Genomic DNA, 19,697 nt, shown 5'->3' with positions numbered 1-19,697 from the left:
CCGACACCTGGGTTCCCGCGGCGTCCCGCGTCCCGCGTGTTGCTTCCTGGGCCATGCCCCCGGCGCCGAACCGCGCGCGGGGACGAGGACACGCGTCCGCGGAGGAGCCGGGTCCGCGACCTTCGAAAAGTTGACGGCGGCCCGGCGGACTGCCATCCGCCTGTCCGCCCCTGCGGCCCCATGAGTCCGAAAAAGCAATGACCGACCTGATCGAGACGATCCGCCGGACGCTCGTGCCGATCCACAAGGAGGGCTATCCCTTCATCCTGATCGGCATCGTGCTCACGGTGCTCGCCGGCTACTTCTCCCAGTTCTTCGGCTGGATCTTCCTGATCCTCACCCTCTGGGTCTGCTACTTCTTCCGCGATCCCGAGCGGGTCACCCCCGTGGCGGACGGACTCGTGGTCTCGCCCGCGGACGGGCGCGTGAACCTCATCGCCACCGTTCTGCCGCCGCCCGAGCTCGACCTGCCGCAGGTGCCCACCCTGCGGGTCTCGGTGTTCATGAACGTGTTCGACTGCCACGTGAACCGCGTGCCGGTCTCGGGGAGGATCGGCCAGATCCACTACACGCCCGGCCTGTTCCTCAACGCCGAGCTCGACAAGGCGAGCGACGACAACGAGCGCAACGGCATGGTGATCGAGACGAGCCATGGCGGCGCGCCGAAGCGCGTCGGCGTGGTGCAGATCGCCGGCCTCGTGGCCCGGCGTATCGTCGGATTCGTGTCGGCGGGCGACGTGCTCGGCGTCGGCGAGCGGTTCGGCCTGATCCGCTTCGGCTCGCGGGTGGACGTCTACCTGCCGGCGGGGTCCACCGTGCTGGTCGGCCTCGGCCAGAAGGCGGTGGCCGGCGAGACCGTGCTGGCCGATCTCGGCGGCGGACCGGACCGGGTCTTCAAGCGGATCTAGAGGCGGCCATGGACGAGCTCTTCCCGCCCTTCGCGCCCGATCCGAACGAGCCGCGCCCGCGCCGGTTCAAGCCGGTGCCGTTCCGGATGATCGCGCCCAACATGATCACCCTGATGGCGCTCTGCCTCGGGCTCACGGCGATCCGCCTCGCCTTCGAGGGCAAGTTCGAGCCCGCGGTCATCGCCGTGGTGGTGGCGGGCGTCCTCGACGGCATCGACGGGCGGGTCGCGCGGCTGCTCAAGGGCACCTCGCGCTTCGGGGCGGAACTCGATTCGCTCGCCGACTTCGTCAATTTCGGCTGCGCCCCGGCGCTGATCCTCTACGGCTTCGTGCTGTTCCACCTGAAGTCGCTGGGCTGGATCGTGGCGCTGATCTTCGCCATCGCCATGGCGCTGCGGCTCGCCCGATTCAACGCCATGCTGGACGACCCGAACCGGCCGGAATGGAAGAAGGACTTCTTCGTCGGCATGCCGGCGCCCGCGGGCGCGCTCACCGCGATGCTGCCGCTCTACCTGCATTTCCTGGGCTTCGGCATCGAGACCTGGGCGGCGCCCGCGGTGCTGATCTACGTGCTGTGCATCGCCCTCATGGTGGTCTCCACGGTCCCGACCTACTCGGGCAAGACCATGGGCAAGCGGGTGCCGCGCAGCCTCGTCCTGCCGATCTTCCTGTTCGGGGTCGCGGCCTTCGGCATCCTGATCAGCTATCCCTTCGAAGCCTTGGTGGCGGTGAGCGGCGGGTACCTGCTGACCATTCCGGTTGTGGCGGCGCAGTACCGCCGCCGGGTGAAGGCGGAGCTGGCGACCGCGGCCGGGGAGCGGCCCGCCGTCGGAATCCCGGCCGGATCGGATGAGAGCCTGTCCGTCGGCCCCTCCAATCGGCCCCCCTCATCCTGAGGTGCTGCGCAGCAGCCTCGAAGGAGGTCTCCTTCGAGGCTTCCGCCGCGCTCCGGCGCGTCAGGATGCGGGCGCGGGTCGGGTTTGCAGGCTCCGGGCACGGCGGGGATGAATCCGGGCGGCCAAACACGGCCTTCGATGCTGGCCGACGCGGAATCCTCCCCTACCTTGGCAGCGTGCGGCGGGGGGCTGGCGGATGCTCGAGGAATTCAAAAAATTCGCGCTGCGGGGGAACGTCGTAGATCTCGCGGTGGGCGTGATCATCGGCGCGGCCTTCGGGGCCATCGTCAACTCGGCCGTGCAGGACATCTTCATGCCGGTGATCGGCGCGGTCACGGGCGGGCTCGATTTCTCGAACTACTACATCCCGCTCTCGTCCAAGGTGCAGGCCGGCCTGCCCTACGTGGACGCGAAGAAGCAGGGCGCCGTCATCGGCTACGGGCAGTTCCTGACCCTGACGCTGAACTTCCTGATCGTCGCCTTCGTGCTGTTCCTGGTCATCCGGGCGATGAACCGTCTGCAGACCGCCGAGGCCAAGAAGCCCGACGAGGTACCGGCCGACGTGAAGGTCCTGACCGAGATCCGCGATATCCTGGCGACGAAGCCGCGGGTCTGACGCCTCAGCCCGCGCGCGTGTCGTCCTCCGGCTTGACGCCGAAGGCATCGAGGATCTGATCGAGGGCCTGGCCCACGGCGCCGGTGCCTTCCTCGTGGGTCTTCAGCCGCGTCTCGAGGCGCCGGATCTGCGGCTCGAACACCTCCGGCACCGGGTCGTCGCCGAGGAAGCGCGGCTTGTCGGACCCGACCGGGATGACGCTGCGCAGCTGTTGGCCGAGATGGTCGCGCACCGGCTCCGGCAAGGTGGCATTCGGGTCGGTGGGAGTGTCGCTCATGATCGCCTCACGGGTCGAACCGCCTATCAACGGCCGGACGGATGAAGCGTTGCGCCGGCGGCCGCCGCGATGGGGCTGCCCCCGGAGCGAGCTCCGGGGGCGCTTGGGCCGGCGCTCGGCCGGCCCGGGACGTGGTATCCGCGCCTCAGTCGATGACCTCGACGATGCGGTGGCCGCGATCGACCAGCACCGGACGGTCATTCACCACGGTGTAGCGGTAGCCCGGCTGCACGCGGTACTCGTTCGGCACGTCGTAGTAGGTCACGCCCGACGCCGGCAGGGTGGTGCCGACAGCGACGCGGCCGTCGTAATCGTAGGAGCGGACGTTGCGCTCGCGGACGTAGCTGCGGAAGCGCGGGGCCATGTCGACGCCGAGGATGCCGCCCACCGTGCCGGTGGCCGCGCCGACGGCGCCGCCGACGATCCCGCCGATCGGGCCGGCCGCATCGGCACCCGCGGCCGCGCCGCGCTCGGCACCCGGGATCGTGCCCTGGGCCTGGGCGGCCAGCGGCAGCGACAGGGCGAGGGCCGAGGCGGCGATGAGGGTCTTGAAGGTCATACGGGCTTGCTCCGTTCCGTGGTGTTCCGCCGCGGGGACGCGGCGAAGCTCGGGCCGGTAACGCCCGATCCCCGGATTCGGATGCATGCCTTTTTGCGGCGCGGCGGACCGAGGGCGGTGCCGTCCTTAACGGTCCCCTTACGCGTGCTCTCACGCGTCCTTGGGCATCGCCGACTGGATGAACCGGTCGGAGCCGAGATCCTCCTCGTCGTAGCCGAGGAGTTCCGCGAGCCGGCCGCGGGCGCGGCTGACCCGGCTCTTCACGGTGCCGACCTTGCAGCCCATGATGGCCGCAGCCTCCTCGTAGGAGACGCCCTCCGCGCCGACGAGGACCAGGGCCTCGCGCTGGTCCGGCGGCAGCTTGGCCAGCGCCGATTGCAGGTCCTCGACGTCGAGCCGGTCGCCCTGGTGCGGGGCGGTGGCGAGGCGGGCCGCGTAGGACCCGTCCTGATCCTCGACCTCGCGGACCCGCTTGCGGTGATCCGAGTAGAAGATGTTGCGCAGGATCGTGAACAGCCACGCGTTCAGGTTGGTCCCCGGCTGGAACCGCGCGCGGTGCTGCCAGCCCTTCAGCAGGGTGTCCTGGACGAGGTCGTCGGACCGGGCCGGGTTCGACGTCAGCGACAGCGCGAAGGCGCGCAGCGACGGCACCGCGGCGAGAAGGCCGTTGCGGAATTCCGGCTCGATCGCCTCGCCCCGGGCCCGGAGCGCCGCCTCAAGCTTCTCGATCAGCTCGGCGAAGCGGGACGGCAGGGTCTCCTCGCCGATCCGCTCGTAGACGGTGCGCAGGTGCTCTCCGAGATGCGTGCGGATGCCGGGGGCCAGGTTCGGGCGGCCATCCCGCGTCCCGTCCTCCTGGGACAGGACGGTGTCGGTGTCGTCGCGGGTCATGCGTGTCGCACTCGTCAGCTCATCGTGGCTCGACCTGTGGTCCCGAGTGGGTCGAGGCGGGGCGCTTGGCGGCTTGAACTCGCGGCGAAGTCCGGCCGGTGCGCTCCTGTTACCGGGGTTCTAACGCATCGGGCGCGGGCATGCACCCTCGGGCAAACTACACTTAAGCTAAGTTTGCCGGTCTCAAAAGGCGGATCGCCCCGTCCCGGAGCGTCAGGACGTCGCCGCGGGCGAGGTCGGTCCAGCACTCGTCCCGGGTGAGGGGCTGGGTGGCGATGACCGTCACCACGTCGTGCTCGGTGGTTTCCTGCGCGAAGTCGACCTGCCAGTCCTCGTCGATCAGGGTGGCCTTGCCGAAGGGGGCGCAGCGGGTCAGGTAGCAGAGGCGCTTGCCGCAATGGGCGTAGAGGGTGCGGCTGTCGGTGAGCAGCATGTTGAACACGCCGAGCGCGTGCAGCTCGGCCGCGAGGTCGGCCACGGCCCGGTCGAGGGTCTCGGGGCGGGGCAGGGCGCGGAACCGGGCCTGGAGCCGGCCGAGCATCCAGCAGAAGGCGTGCTCGCTGTCGGTGGAGCCGATCGGCATGAAGCCGCCGAGCGGCAGCTTCTTCACGCCCTTGAGCTGGCCGTTATGCGCGAAGGTCCAGCGGCGGCCCCACAATTCCCGGGAGAACGGGTGGGTGTTCTCCAGGCTGACCCGGCCGCGGTTGGCCTTGCGGACATGGGCGACGACGATCCGGCTCTTGATCGGCATGTCGCGGAGCAGCCGGGCGAGCTGCGAGCGGGCGCTCGGCTCCGGCTCGTGGAAGCTGCGGCAGGTGCGGCCGTCGTAGAAGCTGATGCCCCAGCCGTCGGCATGCGGCCCGGTCTCGCCGCCGCGCCGGGCCAGGCCCGCGAAGGAGAAGCGGATGTCGGTCGGCACGTTGGCGCTCATGCCGAGCAGTTCGCACATCGTCTTTCAGCCGGGCCATGCGGGGAAGCGGCGACGTTTAGGAGTGTTCGGCCGTCCCGACAACGGCTTTCGCGCGGATCAGCGCGCCAGATAGTCGGTGAGCGTCATGCCGACCATGATGGCGACCCAGAAGAAGCCGAGCCCCGAGAACAGCCGGATCAGCGGCGGCTCGTGGATCACCTCCATGGAGACGAGGAGGATCAGCGCCACCATCACGGCGACGACGGCGAGTTCGACGATCCAGACCTGCGCGAAGGGGAGGGTGGCGCCGAGGGTGACGTTGACGGCGAGCAGGCCGAGCAGCGCCAGGAAGGTGAGCAGCGGCGTGCGGAGACGTTTGCGGAGCAGGGCGCGGTCGTCGGTGCTCAGGGGCGCGAGGGGGTTCCGCATCCTACCGGTTCACCACGTAGAGGATCGGGAAGGCCAGGATCCAGACGAGGTCGATGAAGTGCCAGTACAGGCCGTAGACCTCGATCCAGTTCTGGTGCCGCGACAGGAACCCGGCCTTCGCGGCCAGCCAGGTCATGCCGAGCAGGAGCGCGATGCCGGTGAAGAGGTGCAGCGCGTGGAGCAGAGTGGCGACGTAATAGAGGTTGACGAACAGCCGCGCGGCCGGCGTCTCGGCCAGCGCGAAGGGCCGGTCGCTGAGGAACGGCATCATGTGCTCGGCCCAGTCGGCATAGTACTCGTAGCCCTTGAGCACGAGGAACAGGCTGCCCAGTGCCGCCGTCGCCAGCATCGCCCGGACCATGGCGCGCTGCCAGCCCATCCGCGAGAATTCGATCGCCATCGACATGGTCAGGCTGGAGCAGATCAGCACCACGGTGTTAGTGGCGCCGATCCAGAACTTGAGGTGCTTGGCCGCCGCGACCGTCGCCTCGGGGTGCAGGATCCGGGTGATCAGCGCCACCAGGAACAGGGCCGAGAACAGCAGCAGCTCGGTGATCAGCCACGCCCAGATGCCGAGCGTCGCGGCTTGGCGCTGCTGGGCCACGCTCTCGAAATGATGGGCGCGGGCGACCCCGACGCCGTCGGCGAGCGGCGCACTCATCCGTGCTGGTCCCGGGATTCCTGGGCCTGGATCGGGTAGTCATAGGGGATGCGCGGCACCTCCGGCGGCGTGAGGAAGTTGTGGGTTGGAGGCGGCGACGAGGTCTCCCACTCGAGCCCCTTGGCGTTCCACGGGTTGGCGGGGGCCTTTCGCCCGAACCACAGGGAGTAGACGAGGTACAGCATCGGGAAGAGGTAGCCGGCCGCCAGGATCGTGGCGCCCGCCGAGGACAGCACGTTGAGGAGCTGGAACTCGGCCGGGTAGGTCGCGTAGCGTCGCGGCATCCCGAGATAGCCCAGGATGAACTGCGGGAAGAAGGTCACGTTGAAGCCGAGGAAGATCAGCAGCGCCGAGACCCGGCCCCAGGGCTCGCTGTACATCCGGCCGGTGAATTTGGGCCACCAGAAGTGCAGGCCGCCGAGGAACGCCAGCACGGTACCGCCGACCATGATGTAGTGGAAATGCGCGACCACGAAGTAGGTCGCGTGGATGTGCTGGTTGATGGCGAGCGTCGCGAGGTAGAGGCCGGTGAGCCCGCCGAGGACGAACAGGCCGATATAGCCCATCGCGTAGAGCATCGGCGTGTCGAGGCGCAGGCTGCCCTTATGGATCGTGGCAGTCCAGTTGTAGACCTTCACGGCCGAGGGCACCGCCACCGCGAAGGAGAGGGCGGAGAACACCAGCGAGGCTAGGTCGCTCTGGCCGTTGACGAACATGTGGTGGCCCCAGACGAAGAAGGTCACCGAGGCGAGCCCGATCGACGCGTAGGCGACGAAGCGGTAGCCGAACAGCTTCTTCTGCGCGAAGGCCGGGACGATCTCGGAGATCACTCCCATGCCGGGCAGGACCATGATGTACACGGCTGGGTGCGAGTAGAACCAGAACAGGTGCTGGAACAGCACCGGGTCGCCGCCATAGGCCGGGTCGAACACGCCGATATGGAAGGCGCGCTCTGCAATGAGCAGGATCAGCGCGGTCGTGATGACGGGTGTGGCGAGCAGAAAAATCAGGCTCGTGGCGTAGTGCGCCCAGACGAAGATGGGGAGCTTGAACCACGTCATGCCGGGCGCCCGCATGGTGTGGATCGTGACCACGAAGTTAAGCCCCGTCAGGATCGACGAGAAGCCCACGATGGTCACCCCGATCAGCGCCGGCAAGACCCAGGTGTTCGAGAAGGCCGTCGAGAGCGGCGCGTAGAAGGTCCAGCCGGTGTCGACGCCGCCGAGCACGACTGAGACCAGGGTGAACAGGGCGCCCGCCATGAACACGTACCAGCTCGTCAGGTTGAGCTTCGGGAAGGCGAGGTCCTTGGCTCCGATCATCAGTGGGATCAGGAAGTTGCCGAAGGTCGCGGGGATCGACGGGATCAGGAAGAACCACACCATCACCACGCCGTGGATGGTGAAGGCCTTGTTGTAGGTGTCGTTTGTCATGATCGCGCCGTTCGGCACCACGAGCGCGAGGCGCACCACGCCGGCCGCCAGGGCCCCGATGACGAAGAATCCGGTGATCGAGACGAGGTAGAGGATCGCGATGCGCTTGTGGTCGGTGGCGAGGAACCACGAGCGCAGGGTCGATTCCGCGTGCAGGTAGTCCGCCTTGCGCCCGATCGTCGATTCCGGGGCGTGGGGTTCCCGGCGGGCGGTGCCGCCGATGCTGCCCGATGCGCTCATCGTGTCGCCCCCGCCGGCGTCGCGTCCGCGGCCTTGGCAGTCGGATAGGATTTCAGGAACTCGATCACGGTCGCGAGTTCGTCCGCCGGGATCCGGCCGGCGAAGCTCGGCATGACCTGCTTGCCCCCTCCGGCAAGACGGTCGCCGTTCGGGTTCAGGATTTTTTCGCGCATCCACCCTTCATCCGCCGTGACGGTGCGGTCGTCGGCGAGCCTCACCTGCGATCCGTACAGGCCCGCGAGGCTCGGCGCCTTCACGGACGAGCCGGGCTCGTGGCAGCCGGCGCAACCATAGGCCTCGTAAAGGGCGCGGCCGGCCGCGACCTTGCCCTGCTGGGCGCCCGCGTGGGTCAGCCAGTCCTGATAGTCGCCGGGGTTCATGAAGGTGACCTCGCCGCCCATCACGGAATGGTCAGTGCCGCAATACTCGGAGCAGTAGAGATGGTAGGTGCCGGTCTTGTCCGCCTTGAACCACAGATCGGTATAGCGGTCGGGCAGGGCGGCGACCTGCATCCGCACCGCCGGCAGGTAGAGGGCGTGGATGACGTCCTGGCTGATGATGCGCAGACGGACCGGTTGGCCGATCGGGAGATGCAGGTCGTTGATCTCGGACTGACCGGTGGGATGCTGGAACTTCCACATCCACTGTCGGCCGACCGCCTCGACCACCATGGCGTCGGGGGGCGGGTTCTTCGACTCGACGAAGAGCCGCGCGCCCCAGACGAAGAAGATCAATGTCAGCAGGAACGGGATCAGCATCCAGCTGATCTCGATGAGGTTGGAGCGGATGCCCGACGGGCTCCGGTCCGCCTCGGAGCCCTCGCGGTAGCGCAGGGCGAAATAGGTGATCGCCACGAAGACCGGCACGGTCAGCAGCAGCGTCAGCACCGTGAAGGCCAGGATGAGCCAATCGGTCTCGGTCGCGACGGCCGAGACCGCGGCGGGCCAGAGTTGGAGGGAATCGTGGCTCGGCGTCATCGCGGTGCGGGCTCCGCCGGATCGAGGGAGTGGCCGACGGTCAGGTCCATGGCGCGCCCGATCGGGATCCGGGCGCGGGTACGAGACGTATCCCGGTAGCCGTAGCCGGCGAGGTGCCCCTCGGTCGCCGCCCGCTCCCGGTCGAGGTCGGCGTAGGGGTCCGGCTGAAGGTTCGGCGGCGGCGGTGTGAGCCGCGCCGTCTGCTGGGGCGTGAGCGCGGGGAGCGCCCGGCGCTGACTCGCCGCGAAGCTGCCCATCAGCCAGATCATCGTGCCGACGACCGCCAGGGCCGTGAGCGCGAGACCGGCCATGACCAGGGCCGTGTTGCGGACGTTGACGTCGCGCACCTCATGCCCCGGGTCATCCGGATCGCGCTGGGTGTTGGCGGCCGGACGCTGCGGGCGTCCGTTCAGCAGGCCGCTGCCGCGCAGGGTCAGGCCCGCGAGGATGGCCGGGATCAGGCCGGAGGGACCGCCCGGCCTCATGCCGGCCTCCCGGAGCGGCGGGCTGCCGCCGCGGCCCGGTCGGCCCCTGGACGCAGCATGAGGTGCAGGGCGGCGGCGAGGCAGGCCACCGCGCAGGCGGCCAGCACGTCGCTCGGCCGCAGCACGAACCGGTCGCGCAGCGCCGGGGTGACCAGCCAGAACATCTCCAGGGCGTGCACCGCGAGCGCCGCGCCCGCCAGGATCCGCGTGGTCGGGCGACCGGGCCGCAGGGTCGCCAGACCGGCGAGCACCACGACGGCGCCGGCCACGATCGAGAGTGTCCGCCCGAGCCAGCCGCCGCGGGCGAAATACCACGATACCTCCGGCGGCAGGTTCGCCGACCACACGATCAGGAACTGCACGAAGTGCAGGTAGGCCCACAGCCCGAGCAGCACCACCAGCGGCACCAACCGGCCGCGCCCCGGCGCGGTGCGGCCGCGGCCCACCGGCTCCGGCTCCTCCCAGGCGAGCAGGATCGCCGCCGCGAAGGCGAGGCCGCTCCAGGCGGTCATGATCAGGAGGCCCAGCAGCGCGGAATCGAGACGCGGGTCCAGGGACGCGATCACGTCGGTGACGAACAGGGTACCGACCACCGCGTGGAGGCCCACAGCCGGGACGGTGCGGCCCTCGCCGGGTGCGTCGAAGGGCCGGGCGAAGCGCAGCGCCAGCCAGGTCCAGGCGGCGAGGTAGACGACAACCCGGGCCACGAAGAACGGCGTCGTGAACCAGAGGGCCGCGAGCGGCGTATGCGCCGGCGCCTTCGCCCAGGGGTAGAGCACCGGCGCGGCGGCGAGCAGCGGCACCCCGAGGGTGGCGGCCACCGGCATCAGCGCCATGAGGCGCCGCAGACCCGCCAGCATCTCGACACCGCCGCGCGCCCGCACGCGGCGGCCGAAACGCTCGGCCACGATGACCACCGGCAGGGCGCCCACCGGCAGGGCGACGAGGACGAGCCATCCGGCGAGGTACGAGGCCGCCGCGCCGCGCACGCCGCCCGCCAGCAGGCAGAGGGCCAGGAGCGCGAAGCCGGCGAACCCGAGGAGCATGGGGCGGGCGGGACGGCTCATCGTGCCGCCTCCAATCGCGCCCGGTCTTCTGCCGGGAGACTGGCGACCGGAGCGTCCTGGCTGAGCTGAAGGGCGCGGACATAGGCCACGATCGCCCAGCGGTCGGCCGACGGAATCATCTGCGCCATGCCGAACATCGCCTTCCGGCCGTTCGAGATCGCGTCGTAGAGGTCGGCCGCGGAGGTCCTGCGCAGGGCCTCGCCCGTCAGGTCGCCGGCATGCGGGAAGCCGCGCGCCACGATCATGCCGGCGCCGCGCCCATCCTGGCCGTGGCAGGGCGTGCAGAACACCGTGTAGCGCTGCCGGCCGCGGTCGAGCAGGTCCCGGCTGATGGTCTTCGGCTGGGGCATGGGCTGCGCGGGATCGCTGCGGGGCACCGTTCCGGCCACCGGCTGGCGCATGGTGATGTCCCGGGGGAAGAACGGATTCTTGTCCCAGGTCTTGGCCCGGGCCTGATCGGCCATGTCAGCCTCGCCGCAGGCCGCCAGGGGCGCCAGGACGAGGAGAATGAGCAGCCCGGTGCGGAGACGGGCGATCCTCATCGCGGGATCCGCCGGATCTCAAGGGGACGTCCGGCCTCGGCCGGCAGGCTGGCGAGCCGCCGCTCGATCCGGGCCGCGTCGAACCGGTCGCCGCGCGCCTCCGCCGAGAGGAAGAATCGGTCTTCGGAGGCGCGCAGGAAGCCCGGAATATTGAAGGCCGGATGGTTCAGCCGCGGCAGGCGATTGAGCACCAGCAGCGCGAGGTGGATCGCTACGCAGCCCGCCATCATCGCGAAGGAGATGCTCGGCACCACGAACGAGGGCCAGGAGAGGCGCGGGCGGCCGCCGATCAGGAACACGTAGTCGTAGGCCGTGGCGTACACGCACATCGCGAAGAAGCCTGCGCCGCCGAGCAGCGCTCCAGCCAGCGCGTAGGGCAGGATCGAGCGGCCTTCGTGGCCCAGCGCCCGCAGGGTTCGGGGCATCGGCACCGGCCCATGGCCATCGAGATGGACATGATCCGAGCTGATGCCCGAGAGCGCCTGGAGGGCGGCGGCGAGGTCGCCCTGGCTCGAGAAGGTGGCGGACACGCCCCACAGGGGGGCGGCGACCGGTTTCTCCTCCGGTCGGGCGGCGGCCCGGGACGAAGCCTCGCGGGCGGCTTCCCGCGCGGCCGGAGCCTCCGCGAGGGCAAGGCGGCGGCTCTCGACGATCGAGACGGCCGGGAGGTAGCGCAGGAACAGGAGCAGCAGGGTGAGGAACAGGCCGACCGAGCCCGCGAAGGTGGCGATGCCCCACACGTCCGTCGAGTAGGGGAGCTTCGAGGACGGCAGAAAATCCTGCGTCAGGGTGACGACCAGGACCATGACGTGGTCGGCGTAGGCGCCGACGGCCACGAGCAGGCCCACCGCCGCGATGGCGAGCGGCGCCGTCCGGGCGCGCGCCGACCACAGGATCTGGGCGGGCAGGACGAGGCAGAGGATCGCCGTCCATGAGACGAGCGCGTGATCACCGGTCATGCGCCGAAGCAGGACGCCGCGCCCCTCGGCGTCGCCGTTGAGGAACGTGTCGAAGTACTCGGCCGCGTAGCAGTAGGCACTGGCGCAGCCGAGGCAGAGCAGCAGGCGTCCGAGCACATCGAGATGGCGGGCGGTCACCAGGGCGTCGAGGCCGTAGACGAGGCGGATCAGCATCACGATCACCGCCGTGACGCCGACACCGGAATAGACCGCGTTCACCAGGAAGCTCACCGGCAGCAGCGTGCTGTGCCAGCCGGGCATCAGCGAGCCCGCCAGCATCACCGAGGCGCCGGTCTGGACCGAGACCACCAGCAGCACGCCGAGCAGCGCCACAGTCCGGTAGGCCTGGACCCAGATCTGCCAGTGGGCCGCCGAGCCGCGCCAGCCCGAGGCGAGGATGCCGTAGACCTGGGCGCGCAGCAGCGCGAGCTTGCGGGTCGGCGCCTTGATGTCGGCCTGACGCATCGCCTCGGCGAAGGCACGGTCGCGCAGGGTCGCCAGATCCGGCAGCAGGCCGATGAACCACAGGCTCACGCAGATCACCAGGAACGACACGATGTCGATCGCGTCCCAGAGCAGCGGCGAGCGGAATTGCGGCCAGAGATCGTAGGTGTTGGGGTAGGGCAGGTTCCAGAAGAAGAACCATGGCCGCCCGAGATGGATGATCGGGTAGAGCCCGGCCGCCGCGGTGGCCAGAAGCGCCAGGGTCTCGGCGACGCGGTTCACCGCCCCGCGCCATTCCGCCCCGAGCAGGAGCAGGACCGCGGAGACCAGCAGGCTGCCGGAGGCGACGCCGATCCACCAATCGTAGCTCGCGATGTCCAGCGCCCAGACAACGGCGTTGTTGTTCGCCCAGATCCCGGGGCCGGCATAGAGCAGGTAGGCGAGCGTGAGGGCGAACAGGCCGAGGAGCGAGGCCGCCCCCGCGAAGGCGATCCACCAGCGCCGGTTGCCCGGATGGGTCAGCGGGATCGCGGTCACAGCGCCGCCGATCCCCTGGAGGGTTTCCTCCGGCCGGATCAGGGGGCCGGGGGGCGTGCCGCCGAGCAGGGCGCCGGACACGCTCAGCCCTCCCGCCGGGTCGGATCGGCGGCGGGCGCGAGCCCGGCGAGATAGGTCGTGCGCGGCCGCGTGTTCAGGTGCCCGAGGAGCGCGTATTCCCGCGGGTCCCGGCGGGCAGCCGAGACCCGGCTGCCCGGATCGGCGACGTTGCCGAAGGTGATCGCCCGGGTCGGGCAGGCGCCCTGGCAGGCGGTCTCGACGGCGCCGTCCGGGATGGGGGCATGGGCGTCCTTGGCCGAATCGATCCGCGCCGCGGTGATGCGCTGGATGCAGTAGGTGCACTTCTCCATCACGCCGCGGGCGCGGACCGTGACCTCGGGGTTGCGCTGCTGCTGCTCCACCGGGGTCATGCCGCCAGTATAGTCGAGGTAATTGAAGCGGCGCACCTTGTAGGGGCAGTAGCTCTGGCAGGTCCGGGTGCCGACGCAGCGGTTGTAGACCTGCAGGTTCAGCCCCTCGCTGTCATGGAGCGTCGCCTCCACAGGGCAGCCGAGTTCACAAGGCGCGCTCTCGCAATGCATGCAGGGCACCGGCTGGAAATGCGTCTTCGGCGCGTCGAGTTCACCCGCGTAGTAGCGGTCGACCCGCAGCCAGCCCATCCAGCGTCCCTTCTCGACCTCCGCGCGGCCGACCACCGGGATATTGTTCTCCGCCTGGCAGGCGGTGACGCAGGCGTTGCAGCCGATGCAGGCGTCGAGGTCGATGGCCATGCCCCACTGCGCCGCAACCCATCGGTCCTGGCTCTCCGGCGGCGGGTAGAACGAGGCGGGGGTCGGCGCCCCCTTCGGATCGCCCGCTGGCGCGGCGCCGAGCGCCTGCACGCGCACGAGATCCTGCCCCTCCATCGTGCCGAGGTGCTGGGTCGTCACCGGCATGCTCCGCCGGCCGGTCTTCGTCAGCCGGGCGCCGGCGAGCCGCCAGGGCGAGCCCGGGGGGCGTACGGGCGCCGCGTCGTAGCCGAGGCCACGGGACAGGTGATCCGGCACGTCGCGGCCGTAGCCGAGGCCGAGCGTCACGGTATCGTCGGCCTGGCCGGGCAGGATCCAGGCCGGGCCCTCGATCCCGCGGCCGCCCGCCTCGACGCGCAGGACGTCGCCCGTGGCGATCCCCTCGCGCTCGGCCAGACGCGGGCTCAGGGCGATCACGTTCTCCCAGACCACCTTTGTCAGGGGCTTCGGAAGTTCCTGCAGCCACGCGAGGTCCGCATGGGTGCCGTCCCAGACGGTGGGATCGGGGCGAAACAGCACCTCGACGCCCTCGGCGGCGGGTGCGGCGGATGACGCGGACGCCGGCTCCTGCGTGAGCGCGACGGCCTCGGCTGGATGCGCGCTGTCGGCAAAGTATCCGCGGCGCAGGGCCTCGGCGAAGCGGGCCTCGAACGCCGTCTCGTCCTCGCCGTCGGTCCGCCAGCGCGCCTTGAGGAGGCCGAGGGCGTCCCGGTCGCCGTCCCCGCCCTCGCCGCCCGCCAGGAAGGCCAGCATCTCCGGCAGGGTGCGGCCGTTGTACAGGGGCGCGATCGTCGGCTGGATCAGCCCGACGGTCCCGTCGAGGGAGCGCACGTCCCCCCAGGACTCCAGCGGGTGTGCGGCGGGCAGGTGCCAATCGGCGTGGGTGCCGGTCTCGTCGTAGTACAGCCCGGCATGGATCTTGAGCGGCACGCGCTCCATCCGGGCGGCGAAATCGAGGGCGCCGGGCGCCTCGTAGACCGGATTGGCGCCGAGCACGATCAGGGCCCGGACGCTGCCGCGCTCCATCGCGTCGGCGAGATCCGCGAGGGTCCCGGCGCCGGTTTCCGCCGCGGGCGCCGTGTGCACCAGGGTCGTGCCGGTGTTGCCGAACGCATCGTTCAAGCGGTGCACCAGGGCGTGCAGATCCGGGCTCGCGGTCAGGCCGGCGGTGACAATGCCGGCCCCGCGGGCTTGATCGAGCGCCGCGCCGGCGTTCCGGGCCCAGCGGGACACGGGATCGTCACCCTGCGGGGCCGCGCCACCTTCGGCCAGAGCCAGGAGGCTCCGGGCCAGGGCCTCCAGCCGGCCGGCCGGCACGGGGACGCCGTAATCCGCCTTGGCGCTGGTCAGCGTCGGAGTCGGGGCCGCCGCGTGGAGGGTGAGGAGGCGCCCCTGCGCGTAGGCGGCGCGCCGGGCCTCGATCCAGCGCCAGGACAGGCCGACCTGGCCGGGCCCGAGGTCCAGGAAATCGCCGTCGAGCGCCACGAGGGTGCGGGCACGGCCGAAATCGGGATGCGTCTCCAGCGGCCGCCCGTAGGCAAGCCGGGCACCCTCGTAGATCCCGTCGCGGCCGGCCCCGGCGCCGCCATACCAGCGGAGCGCCGGGTAGGCGGCCCGCAGCCGCGCGATCTGCGCCGCCACGCTGGGCGACGTCACCGGTCCGGTGAGCAGGGCGATGCCCTCGCCCCCGCTCTGGCGCCAAGCCGGCATCCGCGCCTGCAGGTCCGCCCGGAACGCCGCCCAGGAACTCGGCCGGCCGAGATGCTGCACCGCCTGGGATCGGAACGGGTCGTAGAGGCCGAGCACCGAGGCCTGGGCCAGCACGTCGGTGCCGCCGCGGCTCCAGGGATGGTCGGGATTGCCCTCGATCTTCAGGGGCCGGCCGTTGCGGGTGGTGACGAGGACGCCGTTGCCGAACCCGTCGAACAGGGCCGAGGAGGCGTAGGACAGGTCCGTGCCCGGCACGATCCGCTCGGGCTGGTTGACGTACGGCACCTCGTAGGCGCGGCCCCCGCCGCTGCCGCAGGCGGTCAGCCCCCCCAGCGCGAAAGAGGCCGCCATCAGCTTCAGGAAGCCGCGCCGCTCGGGCGCCGCGGCGAGCCGGGCCGCCGACGGGAACTCGGCGGCGAGGTAATCGCGGAACTCCGGGCTGTCGGACACGGCGTCGAGGCTGCGCCAGAACCGCGGGCCGTCGCCGCCGGCGAGCTTTTCGCGCAGGACCGCGATGTCGAACCCGGGCGTCATCGATGGCAGATCCCGCATTCGGTGAGCCGAGCGCCGCCGCGGATATGGTTCTGCGCCACGAGCTTCGGACCGAGCGTCGCCTGATCGGCCGGCGGCGTCCAGGTCATGTTCCAGACCTGGTCCGGAGTGCGCACATACTTCTCCGGCGCCCTGTGGCAATCGAGGCAGAACTGCATCTCGAAGGCGTTGGCCCGGTAGGTCATCTGCATCGACGTCACGTCGCCGTGGCAGGTGGAGCAGCCGATCCCCTTCGTCACGTGGACGGAGTGGTTGTAGTAGACGTATTGTGGCAGCTTGTTCAGGCGCTTCCACTCCAGCGGCTTGTCCTGCGCGTAGCTGTCGCGCACCGGCTTGAGCATGTCGGAGCCGGTCCAGATCTGCGAGTGGCAGGTCATGCAGGTGTGCGTCGGCGGGATGCCGGCGGTGGCCTCCTTCTCGACGGTGGTGTGGCAGTAGCGGCAATCGATGCCGAGTTCACCGGAATGGTGCTTGTGGCTGAACGGCAGCGGCTGGGACGGCGCGATACCGACGCCGGTCACGTAGTTCGAGCGCACGATCCCGGCCGCTAGGACCGGGAGTCCGACGAGGCAGGCGACGCCGGTCATGAGAGCCAGGCGATAGAGCGCGTCGGCGCCGGGCGTGAACAGCTGCGCCATCAGGCGCACCCGCGGATCGGGACGGCCGTGCGGCCGCGTTCGGTCTGCTCAGCCCATCGCCGCACGCGTCGCCTCACCCTCTGACAGCGCTCTCCGCCGCTGTGGGAAAAGCGGCCCGGCGGAGAGGGTGTCCCAACACAGCCTTGAGTGCAGCCCGGTCGAACCCGGCGCCGTGCCCGCCCGCAGAATGCGGCCCAATCGGACAGAGCGACAGCTGCGCTGCGGCCGCACCCGACGACACTGTCCGCACGCCACCGAGCACAATCTAGAGCGCTTCCAGAACCGACGCTAGAAGCCGGACCCTGCCGTCCGACATGTCGCGGCCGGTGGCAGCCGACCGGCCACCCTTCCCGCAGGCGAGTCGAAGGCCTATGCCCCAGGCAGCAGCGGGGCGGCCTGAACTTCACCCGGAGACGCATGGAATCCGATCCTCTCGTCCTGACCTGGCGTGCCGCTCGGCGTCTTCACGCCGCCGCGGTGGCCCTGACGGTCGGGATCGGCGCCCCGCTCTGCGCGCTGGCGCTGCTGTGCCTGCGCGACCTGATCGCAGTTCTGCCCAGGGACGAGGCGCCCGTGCTGCCGTTCCTGCGCCTCGCCGTGCCGTTGCCCGGCCGGGAGTTCGTCGTCGCCCCTGGCGTGGCGATGCGTCCGGCCGAACTCGAACTCGCGGCCTTTCTGTGCATCGCCGCCTGCGCGGTGATTCTGGCAGCGCTCGGCTGGAGCGTGGCGCGCCTGTGTTTCAAGGCCCAGAACCGGGCCGCCGACACGGTCCGCAACGCCGTCCTGGGGACGATCCTCGACGCGCCGGCCGGGGCGCGGGACGAGGCCCGCAGCCTCGCCCGGCTCGTCGGCGAGGTGCTGGCGCGGGCCGACCGGCTGCTCGCCGCCGGCATCGTCCTGCCGGCCATGACCCTCGCGGCCCTGCTCCTGGCGCTGGGCTTCGCGGCGCTCGCTGCCCCCCGGCTGATCCCGGCCGCCGTGGTGGGGCTCGGGGCGGTGGGTCTCGCCTACGGGCTGGTGCTCGAACGGGCGCGGGACCGGCAGGACCTGCGGCTGCGCTCCAGTGCACGGGCGGAGGACAATTTGAACGACCTCGTCCGGCGCCTGCCGGCGGTGCGCAGCCACGGGGCCGCCGCCCTGGAGCGGGGACGCATCGCCTCCCGCGTCGCCGCGATGCGGACCAACGTGGCCCGGGCCGAGGCGCGGCTGGCCTACGCGCGGGCGCCGGCGCTCGCGCTGGCGGTGATCCTGCCGGCGATCGCGGTCGGGACGGCGCTGTGGCGCTCGACCGGGCCCGGTGCCGCCCCGGTCCCGCCGGTGGACCCGGCCGCGCTCCTGGCGGCGACCGGCGCCTTCGGCCTGGCCGGTTGGCTCGCGGCCATCTGCGCCCGCCTGTGGACGGTGCGCCGGGCGGTGCGCCCCCGCTTCCGCGACCTCGCCCGCATCATCGCGGCCCTCGAAGGCCGGCGGGCGCGGGCCGCCCGGACCGGCACCGCGCTGCCGCTGCCGCGGTCAGGGCTCCTGGCGACGGAGGGGGTCGGGGCCTTCGATCCGGCGACGGGCGAGCGCCTGACGGGCGTCGACGTGGCGTTCCCCATGCCGGGCCACGTGGCGATCACCGGCAGCCGCGGCAGCGGCGCCCGGGCGCTGGCCGCCGTCCTGGCCGGGCAGGTCGAGCCGACCGCGGGCGCCGTCACCTACGGGGGCACGGATCTGCGCGTCTTCGACGCCGCGGAGCGCGCCCGCCGGATCGCCTTCGCGGCGGGAGAGGCCATCCTGATGGCGGGCTCGCTCCGGCAGAACCTGCTCTACGGCACCGATCCGGCTCACGCGCCCGACGAGATCGGGCTGATCGGGATCTGCCGCCTCACGGGGCTGGACGGGTTCGTCTACGCCCGCGGTCTGACCGGACGGCTGGATCCGACGGCGCAGCCGCGGCTTGCGGCCGCGATCGTCGCCGCCCGCCGGACCATGCGGCAGGCGCTCGCCGCCAAGGGGGCCGAGCGCCTCGTGGAGCCGTTCGATCCGGACCGATACAATCATCAGGCGAATGTCGGCGAGAACATCCTGTTCGGCGAACCGGTCGGCGGCGCCTTCGCGCCCCTGCGCTTCGCCCGCCACCCCTACCTGCGGGCGGTGCTGGAGGCCGAGGAACTGGTGCGCCCGCTCACGGAGATCGGCCTGTCGGTCGCCCGCAGCACCGTGGAGATCTTCGCCGACCTGCCCAACGACCACCCGCTGTTCGACGCCTACTCGCTGTTCCAGGCCGCCGAGCGGGGCTACTTCGAAGACCTCGTGGCGCGGCTGCCGAACGCCGCGAGCCTGCGCCGGGGTCCCGCGGGCCAGCGCGACCGCACGCGCCTGATCGGCCTCGCGCTGCGCTACAGCGAGACCCGCCACCGCTTCGGCCTGATCGACGCCGCCTTCGAAGAGCGTCTGGTCCAGGCGCGCCGCTCCTTCGCCCGGATGCTCCCGCCCCACCTCGCGGGCGCGGTGGAGTTCCACGATCCGTCCCGGGTCAACCCGGCCGCCAGCCTGGAGGAGAACCTGCTGTTCGGCCGCATCAGCCTCGGCGAGGCCAACGCCGAGCCCCGGGTTCGCGAACTGGTGCGGCGGGTGCTCGCCGACGAGGGGCTCGAAGCCTCGGTCTACGGGCTCGGCCTGGACAGCAGGGTCGAGATCCAGCCCGGCACCGGCGCGCTCGCGGACGGCACGATCAACGCGCGCGAGCGGGTGGCGATCGAGCTGAGCCGGTGCCTCGCGCGCGAGCCCGACATCCTCGTCGTCGCGATCGCCGCCGACGAGCGCAAGGCCGAGGGACTGCGCGACCGCCTCGCCCGGCTGCGGCAGGCGCGGGCCGATCGCGGCTTCATCGTCTGCCTGCCCGAGACGGGCGTGCCCGAAGGCGCCGAACCGTTCGACGCGGTCGTTGTCGTGGAGAACAGCGCGGTGGTCGCGCCGCTGCACATGCCGGAGGAGGCGGAGCCTGCTCCGGTCGGTTGACGGGGCAGGGGCGTCGGCCATGCCAAGACCCGGGTTCGAGAGCGACATGCGGTCGCGCGGTCGGGCAACGGGTGATTGTCGGCTGTGACCTGAAAGAAACGGGCCAAGCGCACGTCCAGGGTTAAAGGTCCTTGCCCTCGACAGCAGAATTGCC

18 protein-coding genes are annotated in these 19,697 nt (G+C 71.0%); 4 read left to right on the top strand and 14 right to left on the bottom strand.

The features are described 5' to 3' along the window. The first annotated feature begins 197 nt into the window (after window positions 1-197). The 3 genes from ACLBX9_RS12585 (at window position 198) to mscL (ending at window position 2,420) form a co-directional block, all read left to right on the top strand. On the top strand, window positions 198-908 hold the full coding sequence (locus ACLBX9_RS12585) for a phosphatidylserine decarboxylase (protein WP_010685562.1): 711 nt from the start codon (window positions 198-200) through the stop codon (window positions 906-908). An 8-nt stretch (window positions 909-916) separates the two neighbouring features. Then, complete coding sequence (locus ACLBX9_RS12580; protein WP_447719160.1) at window positions 917-1,804, top strand: CDP-alcohol phosphatidyltransferase family protein; 888 nt, start codon at window positions 917-919, stop codon at window positions 1,802-1,804. Window positions 1,805-2,000: 196 nt separating this feature from the next. After that, window positions 2,001-2,420 (top strand): large conductance mechanosensitive channel protein MscL, encoded by a 420-nt coding sequence (gene mscL, locus ACLBX9_RS12575; protein ID WP_010685560.1) that lies wholly within the window; start codon window positions 2,001-2,003, stop codon window positions 2,418-2,420. A gap of 4 nt (window positions 2,421-2,424) precedes the next feature. On the opposite strand, the gene ACLBX9_RS12570 is transcribed toward mscL, so the two are convergent. From ACLBX9_RS12570 to ACLBX9_RS12505, 14 genes are all read right to left on the bottom strand, one after another. Further along, window positions 2,425-2,697: a hypothetical protein gene (locus ACLBX9_RS12570; RefSeq protein WP_010685559.1), complete on the bottom strand. Its 273-nt coding sequence runs from the start codon at window positions 2,695-2,697 to the stop codon at window positions 2,425-2,427. Between the two features lie 145 nt (window positions 2,698-2,842). Next, window positions 2,843-3,256, bottom strand: a complete 414-nt coding sequence (locus ACLBX9_RS12565; RefSeq protein WP_010685558.1) for a DUF1236 domain-containing protein — start codon at window positions 3,254-3,256, stop codon at window positions 2,843-2,845. A gap of 150 nt (window positions 3,257-3,406) precedes the next feature. Continuing rightward, window positions 3,407-4,147, bottom strand: a complete 741-nt coding sequence (locus ACLBX9_RS12560) for a NepR family anti-sigma factor (protein ID WP_043352613.1) — start codon at window positions 4,145-4,147, stop codon at window positions 3,407-3,409. 163 nt (window positions 4,148-4,310) lie between these two features. After that, window positions 4,311-5,096 carry a class II glutamine amidotransferase gene (locus tag ACLBX9_RS12555; protein WP_010685556.1) on the bottom strand — a complete coding sequence of 262 codons (786 nt, stop codon included), beginning with the start codon at window positions 5,094-5,096 and terminating at the stop codon, window positions 4,311-4,313. 78 nt (window positions 5,097-5,174) lie between these two features. Further along, window positions 5,175-5,486, bottom strand: a complete 312-nt coding sequence (locus ACLBX9_RS12550; protein ID WP_010685555.1) for a hypothetical protein — start codon at window positions 5,484-5,486, stop codon at window positions 5,175-5,177. Between the two features lies 1 nt (window position 5,487). After that, a complete protein-coding gene (locus tag ACLBX9_RS12545) occupies window positions 5,488-6,147 on the bottom strand; it encodes a cytochrome c oxidase subunit 3 (RefSeq protein ID WP_447719159.1) in 660 nt (219 codons plus the stop codon). Next, window positions 6,144-7,820: a cytochrome c oxidase subunit I gene (locus ACLBX9_RS12540; protein WP_010685553.1), complete on the bottom strand. Its 1,677-nt coding sequence runs from the start codon at window positions 7,818-7,820 to the stop codon at window positions 6,144-6,146. Before ACLBX9_RS12540 ends, ACLBX9_RS12545 begins: the two co-directional genes overlap by 4 nt. Next, window positions 7,817-8,797, bottom strand: coding sequence for a cytochrome c oxidase subunit II (gene coxB / locus ACLBX9_RS12535; protein WP_447719158.1), 981 nt, complete (start codon window positions 8,795-8,797; stop codon window positions 7,817-7,819). Before coxB ends, ACLBX9_RS12540 begins: the two co-directional genes overlap by 4 nt. Next, window positions 8,794-9,282, bottom strand: a complete 489-nt coding sequence (locus tag ACLBX9_RS12530) for a hypothetical protein (protein WP_010685551.1) — start codon at window positions 9,280-9,282, stop codon at window positions 8,794-8,796. Before ACLBX9_RS12530 ends, coxB begins: the two co-directional genes overlap by 4 nt. Continuing rightward, complete coding sequence (locus tag ACLBX9_RS12525) at window positions 9,279-10,349, bottom strand: hypothetical protein (RefSeq protein WP_447719157.1); 1,071 nt, start codon at window positions 10,347-10,349, stop codon at window positions 9,279-9,281. The genes ACLBX9_RS12530 and ACLBX9_RS12525 overlap by 4 nt, the downstream gene beginning before the upstream one ends. Next, window positions 10,346-10,891: a c-type cytochrome gene (locus ACLBX9_RS12520; protein ID WP_010685549.1), complete on the bottom strand. Its 546-nt coding sequence runs from the start codon at window positions 10,889-10,891 to the stop codon at window positions 10,346-10,348. The genes ACLBX9_RS12525 and ACLBX9_RS12520 overlap by 4 nt, the downstream gene beginning before the upstream one ends. Next, on the bottom strand, window positions 10,888-12,912 hold the full coding sequence (locus ACLBX9_RS12515; protein ID WP_010685548.1) for a quinol:electron acceptor oxidoreductase subunit ActD: 2,025 nt from the start codon (window positions 12,910-12,912) through the stop codon (window positions 10,888-10,890). Before ACLBX9_RS12515 ends, ACLBX9_RS12520 begins: the two co-directional genes overlap by 4 nt. A 2-nt stretch (window positions 12,913-12,914) precedes the next feature. Beyond that, window positions 12,915-15,884 carry a TAT-variant-translocated molybdopterin oxidoreductase gene (locus ACLBX9_RS12510; RefSeq protein WP_447719156.1) on the bottom strand — a complete coding sequence of 990 codons (2,970 nt, stop codon included), beginning with the start codon at window positions 15,882-15,884 and terminating at the stop codon, window positions 12,915-12,917. Beyond that, a complete protein-coding gene (locus ACLBX9_RS12505) occupies window positions 15,881-16,540 on the bottom strand; it encodes a cytochrome c3 family protein (RefSeq protein WP_010685546.1) in 660 nt (219 codons plus the stop codon). Before ACLBX9_RS12505 ends, ACLBX9_RS12510 begins: the two co-directional genes overlap by 4 nt. A 417-nt stretch (window positions 16,541-16,957) precedes the next feature. Between ACLBX9_RS12505 and ACLBX9_RS12500 the strand changes: the two genes are divergently transcribed. After that, complete coding sequence (locus tag ACLBX9_RS12500; protein WP_447719155.1) at window positions 16,958-19,543, top strand: ABC transporter ATP-binding protein; 2,586 nt, start codon at window positions 16,958-16,960, stop codon at window positions 19,541-19,543. Window positions 19,544-19,697: the final 154 nt, after the last annotated feature.

It is taken from the genome of Methylobacterium sp. A49B (assembly GCF_053346215.1).
Note: the sequence above shows the minus strand (reverse complement) of the source record. Positions and strands in the feature narration are given on the sequence as shown.